Origin of the sequence: Roseomonas sp. BN140053 (genome assembly GCF_047690175.1) — a bacterium.
GTDB lineage: Bacteria > Pseudomonadota > Alphaproteobacteria > Acetobacterales > Acetobacteraceae > Roseomonas.
The window spans coordinates 22,725-30,843 of sequence record NZ_JBLLEB010000047.1 but is presented as its reverse complement, the minus strand read 5'-3'; the positions used below and the strand labels follow the sequence as shown (position 1 = coordinate 30,843).

8 protein-coding genes are annotated in these 8,119 nt (G+C 75.1%); 4 read left to right on the top strand and 4 right to left on the bottom strand.

Going from position 1 to position 8,119, the window contains the following annotated elements:
• Positions 1-123: 123 nt before the first annotated feature.
• A complete protein-coding gene (locus ACLIBK_RS23115) occupies positions 124-561 on the bottom strand; it encodes a zinc-ribbon domain-containing protein (protein ID WP_415389669.1) in 438 nt (145 codons plus the stop codon).
• Between the two features lie 48 nt (positions 562-609).
• On the opposite strand from ACLIBK_RS23115, the gene ACLIBK_RS23110 reads away from it, so the two are divergent.
• The 3 genes from ACLIBK_RS23110 (at position 610) to ACLIBK_RS23100 (ending at position 3,123) form a co-directional block, all read left to right on the top strand.
• On the top strand, positions 610-1,602 hold the full coding sequence (locus ACLIBK_RS23110; RefSeq protein WP_415389668.1) for a cell division ATP-binding protein FtsE: 993 nt from the start codon (positions 610-612) through the stop codon (positions 1,600-1,602).
• Positions 1,595-2,461 carry a cell division protein FtsX gene (locus ACLIBK_RS23105; RefSeq protein ID WP_415389667.1) on the top strand — a complete coding sequence of 289 codons (867 nt, stop codon included), beginning with the start codon at positions 1,595-1,597 and terminating at the stop codon, positions 2,459-2,461. The genes ACLIBK_RS23110 and ACLIBK_RS23105 overlap by 8 nt, the downstream gene beginning before the upstream one ends.
• A 74-nt stretch (positions 2,462-2,535) precedes the next feature.
• Positions 2,536-3,123, top strand: a complete 588-nt coding sequence (locus ACLIBK_RS23100; RefSeq protein WP_415389666.1) for a YdcF family protein — start codon at positions 2,536-2,538, stop codon at positions 3,121-3,123.
• A gap of 367 nt (positions 3,124-3,490) precedes the next feature.
• Here ACLIBK_RS23100 and ACLIBK_RS23095 read toward each other — a convergent pair whose 3' ends face one another.
• The gene (locus tag ACLIBK_RS23095; protein WP_415389665.1) at positions 3,491-4,090 is read right to left on the bottom strand and encodes a gamma-glutamylcyclotransferase; all 600 of its coding nucleotides are present in this window, start codon (positions 4,088-4,090) and stop codon (positions 3,491-3,493) included.
• Positions 4,091-4,134: 44 nt separating this feature from the next.
• On the opposite strand from ACLIBK_RS23095, the gene ACLIBK_RS23090 reads away from it, so the two are divergent.
• A complete protein-coding gene (locus ACLIBK_RS23090) occupies positions 4,135-5,394 on the top strand; it encodes a DUF2125 domain-containing protein (RefSeq protein ID WP_415389664.1) in 1,260 nt (419 codons plus the stop codon).
• 501 nt (positions 5,395-5,895) lie between these two features.
• On the opposite strand, the gene motA is transcribed toward ACLIBK_RS23090, so the two are convergent.
• A complete protein-coding gene (motA, locus tag ACLIBK_RS23085; RefSeq protein WP_415389663.1) occupies positions 5,896-6,762 on the bottom strand; it encodes a flagellar motor stator protein MotA in 867 nt (288 codons plus the stop codon).
• Positions 6,759-7,976 (bottom strand): flagellar motor protein MotB, encoded by a 1,218-nt coding sequence (locus tag ACLIBK_RS23080; RefSeq protein ID WP_415389662.1) that lies wholly within the window; start codon positions 7,974-7,976, stop codon positions 6,759-6,761. Before ACLIBK_RS23080 ends, motA begins: the two co-directional genes overlap by 4 nt.
• Between the last annotated feature and the right edge of the window lie 143 nt (positions 7,977-8,119).

The window sequence follows — 8,119 nt, the reverse complement described above, 5'->3', positions numbered from 1 at the left end:
TTCAAGTACGGCAAGATCGGCGACGACACCGCCGGCGCCACCGCCTCCACCACCTACAACCTGGCCACCGCCAAGAAGGAGTAGTCCGGCCTCACCCGGCGCGGTTCCCCCGGGAACCGCGCCTCAGAACAGCCCCAGCGCGGCGTAGAGCCGTCCGGCCGGCGGCCAGGCCGCCGCGATGGGCGCGCGAAACACCAGCACCGCCGCCAGCCCCAGGCCGAGCACCGCCACCGAGGCCACCCAGGCCAGCACCAGCCCGCGCGGCCTCGGCGGCGGCGCAATCTCCGCCCGTGGCGGCGCCGCGCGGGGAAAGGCGGCCGGGGGCGGCGGCACGGCGATGTCCGGCGCGGGTTCCGGGGGCGGGGCTGGCACCGCGGCCGGCGCGGCCCCCGGGGCCGGCTCGGGCTGCGGCGCCGGGGCGGGCGGCGCGGCGGCCGGCGGCAGCGCCGGGGCGGGCGCCCAGCTTTCGCCGCAGCGGGCGCAGCGCACGCTGCGGCCGGGCACCAGCATCGTGTCGGGCACGTCGTAGGCGGTGCTGCAATGGGGGCACGCGATGCGCATGCGAGCATCCTAGCCCAGCCCCGCCGGCCGTGGCACACCCTGCGCCCCATGGTGCGCTTCAGCGATGCCGGCCTGCGCTATCCCGACCCGTCCGGGGGCGAGGGCGACGAGACCCTGAAGCATCTCAGCTTCACCCTGCCGCGCGGTTCCTTCACCTGGCTCACGGGGGCCTCGGGCGCGGGCAAGACCACGCTGCTGCGGCTGATGCAGTGCGCCCTGCGCCCCACCTCCGGCGAGGTGGAGATCCTGGGCGTGCGGCTGAGCCAGGCGAAGCGCGAAGCGCTGCCGCCGTTGCGGCGGCGAATCGGGGCGGTGTTCCAGGACTACCGGCTGCTCCCCTATCTCAGCGCCTTCGACAACGTCGCCCTGCCGCTGCGGCTGGCCGGGCGCTCCGAAGCCTCGCTGCGCCCCGATGTGGCCGAGCTGCTGCGCTGGGTGGGCCTGGAAAACCGCGCCGATTCGCTGCCGCCCCAACTCTCGGGCGGCGAGCAGCAGCGCGTGGCCATTGCCCGCGCCGTGGTGGCGCGGCCGGAACTGCTGGTGGCCGACGAGCCCACCGGCAACCTCGACCCCCGGCAGGCGCGGCGGCTGCTGGCCCTGCTGACCGAGATGAACCGCCTGGGCACCACCGTGGTGGTCGCCACCCACTCGGAAGAGCTGGTGGCCGCCTTTCCGGCACCCGTGATGACGCTGGAACGCGGCCGGCTGGTCGCCTTCGGCCATCCGGACGAAGCGCCGGACGCGGACCCCGCCGCCTCCGCCTGGAACAACGCCCCCGAGCAGGGCCCCACTGGCACCTGGGACGACGGCCCGGAGCCCACCGGCACCGCCTGGGACAACCGGCCAAGCCCCGCCACCACCACCTGGGACGACGCGCCGGACCCGGCCGCCGTGGCCTGGGACGACGCGCCTGGCACCTCGCCCGGGCCAGCGTCCCGCGGCGGCGCGGCAGCCTCACCCCACGGCACCCCGGACCGGCGTCCCCCCGGCGCCCCGCCGGACACACCGCCCTACGGCATGCGCGGCCGCCGGGATGGCTGAGCGCCGCCGCCGCTCGCGCGATCCCCTCGGCCTGCGCCGTGCCCTGTCGGGGCGGCTGCTGCCCGGGCTGGTGGCCGCCATGTCGCTGCTGGCCGCCCTAGCCCTGGCCGGGGCCCACGGCGCCGCCGGGCTCGCGGAACGCTGGCAGTCCGGCGCCGCCGCCGCGGTCACGGTGCAGCTGCCCCGCCCCGACCCCGAGCGGCTGAACCGCGCCCTGGCGATCCTGCGCGACTCGCCCCTGGTGGCCGCCGCCAGCCCGGTGGAGCCGGCCCGGGTGGCGGCGCTGCTGCGCCCCTGGCTCGGCGAAGCCCCCGCCCTGCCCCTGCCCGGCGTCATCGAGCTGCACCTGCGCGACGCCTCGCTCGACCCCGCCCCCCTGGCCGCCCGCCTGGCCGAGGCCGTGGACGGCGCGGAGCTGGAAGCGCACGGCCTGTGGGTGGCGCGGCTGGCGGCGCTGGCCCGCTCCGTCCAGGGCATCGCGCTGGCGGCGCTGGCCCTGGTGGCGGGGGTCGCGGCGGCGGTGGTGGCGGTGGCGACGCGGGCCGGCCTCGCCGCCCGGCGCGAGGCCATCGGCATCCTGCACGACCTCGGCGCCACCCGCGGCGCCATTGCCGGCCGCGTCGCCCGCCGCGTCGGGCTGCTGGCGGCGGCGGGGGCGGCCGGCGGCACGGCGCTTGCTGCCCCGGCCCTGCTGGCCCTGGCCCGCCTCGCCGCGCCCTTTGCCGGGGGGGCGGACAACGCCATTCCCTGGCAGGCGCTGCCCTGGGCGGAGCTGCTGCTGCTGATCCCTGCCGCCTGGCTGATCGGCTGGGGCACCGCCCAGGTCACCGTGCGCCGCTGGGTCCGCCGCCTGCCATGAGGCTGCGGGCGAGATCGCCAGCGGGATCACCCGGGAGATCGCCCGAGGGTTCACCCGGGAAGCTGCCCAGGGGATTGCCTGGCAGATGGCCCGGCCGGCTGCCGCAGCTGCTGCGCCGCGGCCTGTTCGCGCTGGCGGTGGCGGGGCTGCTGCTGAGCGGCGGCGGCTACGCTTGGTTCCTGGACGCCGCCGCCCGCCCCGCCCCCGCCGAGCCCCCGCCCACCGAGGGCATCGCCGTGCTGACCGGCGGGCCGGAGCGGGTGGAAACCGGGCTGCGCCTGGCGGAAGCCTGGCCGAACAGCCGGCTGCTGATTTCCGGCGTCGGCCAGGACGCCGACCTGCCGGCGGTGGCCCGCGCCGCGGGGTTGGAGCCCTGGCCCTTCGTGACCCGCACCACCCTGGGGCGCGAAGCCCGCAGCACCCGCGGCAATGCGCGCGAGGTGGCGGCCTGGGTGCAGGGGCAGTCGCTGCGCTCGGTGACGGTGGTCACCGCCGGCTTCCACATGCCGCGTGCCCTGCTGGAACTGCGGCGGGAACTGCCCGCCGACACCGTGCTGCGGCCCTTTCCCGTGGACCCGCACCGGGCCCGGCCGCCGGTGATGCTGCGGGAATTCGGCAAGCTCGCCGGCGCCTGGGCCGGGCTGTCCTACCACACCCGCTGACCGTCCCCGGCCGGCACACCGGCGCGTGAATGGGCCGCGTCTGTTCCCCTGGGCTGGGCGGGGCGGAGCCGCTATGGAGACGCGGCAACCCGCCTGTTCCCGCCTTCCCCAGGGCCTGTGGACAACTTCGTGGAAGACCTGCGGGGCGAGCTTGCCACTGGTTGCCAGGATTCCGCTCCAAGAATTTGGCGGAGCACGGTTTTTCCGCCCGCTCCCGAAACGGTGATATTCGTAAAACCATTCCTTTTCAACAACTTGCTCGCGACTCGGCGGTTTTCCCGCCCCATCTGTGGGTAACTCCCGGAGTCCGGCGACAAACGGCGGAAAACCGCCGCGCTGCTTGTGGAAAACTTGGCGGAAAACCCGCTCAACCCGTGCTCGCAACAGGGGGCATCAGCGCGGCCAGACGTTCCAGTGCGGAATCCCGCACGCCCATCGCCCGCAGCTGCGAAACGGTGTTGAGCAGGTATTCCCGATTCGCCCCCATCGCCCCGGCGCTGCGCGCGATGGCCGCCGCCGCCTCGGCCGGGTCCAGCGCCGCGCAATAGGTCGCGGCGGCCCGGTCCACCACGAAGGCCACCGCCCACACGCTCCGCCCGCCGCCCGGCCCCAGCGCGGTCACCCGCACCCGGCGCTGGTGATAGGACCCGCCGGACAGTTCCCGCTCCCGCAGGTAGTCCAGCACCGCCGCCGCCCGCTCCCCCGCCACCCGCAGCACCGCCCCCCGGCAGGCGCCGCCGCGGTCCAGCCCCAGCACCAGCCCGGGCTGCTCGGGCGTGCCGCGATACCGGGTGGACCGGACGCAGAAGCGCCGGTGGAAGCCGCGCAGCAGGGCGGGCAGCACGGCATCGGGCAGGAAGCCCGGCTTCCAGATCAGCGAGCCGTAGGCGAAGACGTAGAGGCACCCGTCCGGGTCCAGCCATGCCTCGGCACGGGTCGGGGTGGTGTCGGGGTGTTCCGGTGTCACGCGCGCATCATGCAGGCCGCCGGCGGCCGCGCTATAGCGGTGGCGTGAGCACGCATGAGCAGGCGCCCGCCGGCCGGGCCGAAACCGCCGCCGACGGCCGCGACGCGCCGCCGCTACGCCCGGCGGGCGACAGGCTGCCTGCCCGCCCGGCCAGCGCCACGCCACCCGCCACCCCGGCCGGCACTGCGCCGCCACCCCGCCCGGCTGGCGCCGCCCCGCCCGCCCGGCGCCGCTGGCGACCGGCGCGGCTGCTGCTCGGGACCCTGGTGCTGCTGGTGCTGCTGGCCGGCGCCCATGCCCTGCTGTGGCGCTGGATGGGCGAGCGGCTGGAGGAAGGCTTCAACGCCTGGACCCTGTCGCGCGAAGCCCAGGGCTGGGAGATCGAGCACGGCCCGCCGCAGCGCGGCGGCTGGCCCTTTGCCGCCACCCTGCGCCTGCCCAATTTCCGCCTGCGCGGCGGCGAGGCCAGCCTGCCCGGCGGCGTCGAATGGCAGTCCACCGCCCTGGTGCTGGGCGTGGTGCTGCCGCGGCTGGACGCCCTGCGCATCGAACCGCGCGGCCCGCAGCGCCTGCGCCTGGGCCGGCTGGACATCCCCTTCGCCGCCGACCGGCTGGTGGGCCGCCTGCCACTGCAATCGGACGTGCTGCCACGCGGGGGCGAGCTGACCGCCGAGCGCCTGCGCGTCGGCCTGTCCAGCGGCAACGGCGCCGGCACCCCCGGCAGCGGGCTGGAACTGCGCAGCCTGCACGCCAGCATCGACACCCGCTCCACCGCCACCGAGGGCGAGGCCGCCGTCACCCTGTCCGCCCAGGCGGAGGAGATCATGCTGCCCACCCTGCCGCCGGGCGAAAGCTACCCGCTCGGCCCGCGCATCGGGCGCGTCGGGCTGGACGCGGCGCTGACCGGCCCGCAGCCCGGCGGCCGCGTTCCCGCCACCCGCGCCGCCGCCTGGCGCGACGCCGGCGGGGTGCTGGAACTGCGCGGCGCCACGCTGCAATGGGGCGACGTCGTCGCCACCCTGGCCGCCACCCTGGCCCTGGACGCCGGCCTGCAGCCCATGGGCGCCGGCACCCTGCGCCTTTCGGGCGCCGAAGCCGCGGTGGCCGCCCTGGCCGGCGCCGGGCTGATCCCGCAGCGCTCCGCCGCCCTGGCCAGCCGCGTCGCCGCCGCCCTGTCCCGCCCGCCCGCCGAGGGCGGCCCGCCGCAGCTGGAAATCCCGGTGACGCTGGAAAACCGCGGCATGTCCGTGGCCCGCATCCCCGTAGCCCGCCTGCCAGCCCTGGCTTGGCCATCCGGGCCCTGAGCGGCGCCTTCCGGGCCAGCCGCGGCCAAGGGGGCGCCCCCCTCGGATCCCCCAGGGCGGAGGCGAAGCCTGCGTCCCGCGCGAGGGGTTCAGAATCCTCCACCCCGTGAGCGCTCCGCGAGGTGAGGCCCGCGCCGCCGCTGCGTCACCTCTGCGGCCCGCCCCCGGGTCCCACCTCGCGAAGCGCGCTCGCCGCACGTGGCCCGCCCCGTGCGGAACCGGGCTGCTACCCGCTCCGGGCAGCTGGGGGCGGAAACGTCGCCCCGGCCGAACTGGCCGCTGGGACGGCAGGACCGCAAGCGCGCAGAAGTGTCAGAATTGGCCGAATCTGTCACATCCGTTGCCACGCTTGACCGCTAACGCCTTGACGTTGTAGGATTATTTTCCGTAAAAGGCGCCGCTGCGGCACCCTGCGGTAAGGAAGTAAGATGGTAAGGAAGTAAGGCAAACCGCCGCCCCGGAACCGCGCCCCACCACCGCGGGAAAACCTGGCCCTGCGCCTCAGGCGATCTGCAGATCCTGCAGCGTGGTTTCCAGTTCCTGGAAAGAGGGCATGTGCTGCGACGGCGCCGTTTTGCGCCCGGTTTCCACCGCCACCTGCGGCGCGTTGCCGTGCAGGTGTGCCACCAGCACGGCGCGGATCACCTCGTAGTACTTGCACTCCTCGTCCACCACGCCCTTCAGCCGCGCCGCGATCGGCGCCACCATGCCGTAGGCCAGCAGCACGCCCAGAAAGGTGCCCACCAGCGCGCCGCCGATCATGCCGCCCAGCACCGCCGGCGGCTGGTCGATGGAGGCCATGGTCTTGATCACGCCCAGCACCGCCGCGACGATGCCCAGCGCCGGCAGCGCGTCCGCCACGCTCTGCAGCGCGTGCGAGGGATGCAGCTCCTCCTCGCGCAGCTTCTTCAGCTCGCGCGCCATGATGTCCTCGATCTGGTGCGGGTCGTCGGCGTTCATGCCGACCATGCGCAGGTAGTCGCAGATCAGCACCACCGCGTGGTGGTCCTTGGCGATGGCGGGGAACTTGTTGAAGGCCGGGCTTTCCTCCGGCTTCTCGATATGCGGCTCCAGCGCCATCGCGCCCTTCTGCTGCGCCAGCCGCACGAACCAGAACAGCAGGCTCAGCATCTCCACGTACTGGGCCTTGTGAAAGCGCCCGCCTTTCAGGATCTTCCCGAAGCCGCCCAGCACGTGCTTGATGTCATGGATGCTGTTGGCCATCACGAAGGCGCCGATCGCGGCCCCGCCGATGGTCAGCATCTCGTGCGGCAGCGAGTGCAGGATGATGTCGAACTTGCCGCCTGCCAGCACGTAGCCGCCGAACACGCAGGCGAGCAGGAACACCAGGCCGCCGATCGTGGTCATCGCGACGCCGTCCCCGCGGCCGGGACGGTGCGCAACAGCAGGATGGCGACGCGCCGGTTGGCGGCGGCATTGGGGTTGTCGGCCAGCAGCGGCTCGCGCTCCGCCAGCCCGGCAACGGAGCGCAGCCGCGCCTCGGTCACCCCGCCTTCCACCAGCAGGCGGCGGGTGATGTTGGCGCGCTCGGCCGAAAGATCCCAGTTGCTCCGCTCGCCGCCGCGAAACGGCGTAGCGTCGGTGTGGCCGGTGATCGCCACGGCATTGGGCACGCGCCGGATCACCGAGGCGACGCGCCCCAGCAGCGCGCGGGAGCGTTCGTTCAGCGCCGTGCCGCCCAGCGCGAACATCGGCTGCCGGTCGGCATCCAGCAGCTGGATGCGCAGGCCTTCGGGGACGGATTCCACCCGCAGCTGCGGCGCCAGCTCGGCCAGGGCCGGGTCGTCGCGCACGGCCGAGCGCAGCTGCTCCGCCAGCCCGTCCAGCGCTTCCTGTTCGCGCCGGCTCAGTTCCTGCCGCAGCGCGGCCTCCGAGGCCGCGGCCAGGTCCGCATCGCGCGCGGCCGGCGCGGGGCTGCCGGAAGCGTCGCGCGCGGCCGGCGCGGGATTGCCGGACGCATCCAGGGCCGCGGCCCGCGCTTCCGTCCCTCCCGAACCGTCCGCCGCGGCGGGCGCGAGGCTGCTGCGCAGGCTCCAGGCCAGGGCGCTGCGCGGGTCCGGCACGCTGAAGCGGCCGTCCAGCATGGCCGTCTGTACGAGGGCCGGGCGCGCATCGGGGGCGTCGTTCTGGCCGGGGGGCGCCTCGCGGGTCAGGACGGGGCGGGCGGGTTGCAGGCTGTCGTCGTCCAACTCAATGTCCTGCAGCACCGGCTGCGGCCCGGTTTCCAGCCGCACCGCCCCGGTGTTGGAGGCCATGCCCGCGGCCTCGTGCGGGGTGCGGCCGCCGAAGGGCTGGCCGGTGCCGCTGGCGCCCTTGGCCAGCTCGTTGTTGGGGGTGAAGTAGTCGGCCAGGCCGTGCCGCTGTTCTTCCGTGGTGGCGTTGAGCAGCCACATCAGCAGGAAGAACGCCATCATGGCGGTGACGAAATCGGCATAGGCGACCTTCCAGGCGCCGCCATGGTGCCCGGCCTCGCCCGCTTCCTCCCGCCGGAGAACGATGGTCACGCCCTCGCCCTTGCGTCCCTTGGCCAAAGCTTCCTGCGCCCCTGATCCCGGACGCATCCTGCGGCCATCCCGCTTAAGGTCTGGTTGATCCGCGGGCGTGCCGCCGCAGGCCTGGCTCGCCGCGGCGGGCTCGCCCGGTTCGCGCTGGCGCCGTGTCGGCTGGCTGTTCCTTTCGAGGGTATGCCGGCCGTATGGCGGCG

Coding starts and splice junctions, on each gene's coding strand:
- ACLIBK_RS23115 (WP_415389669.1), bottom strand. CDS start 561: ATGCGCATCGCGTGCCCCCATTGCAGCACCGCCTACGACGTGCCCGAC.
- ACLIBK_RS23110 (WP_415389668.1), top strand. CDS start 610: ATGGTGCGCTTCAGCGATGCCGGCCTGCGCTATCCCGACCCGTCCGGG.
- ACLIBK_RS23105 (WP_415389667.1), top strand. CDS start 1,595: ATGGCTGAGCGCCGCCGCCGCTCGCGCGATCCCCTCGGCCTGCGCCGT.
- motA (WP_415389663.1), bottom strand. CDS start 6,762: ATGACCACGATCGGCGGCCTGGTGTTCCTGCTCGCCTGCGTGTTCGGC.
- ACLIBK_RS23080 (WP_415389662.1), bottom strand. CDS start 7,976: ATGCGTCCGGGATCAGGGGCGCAGGAAGCTTTGGCCAAGGGACGCAAG.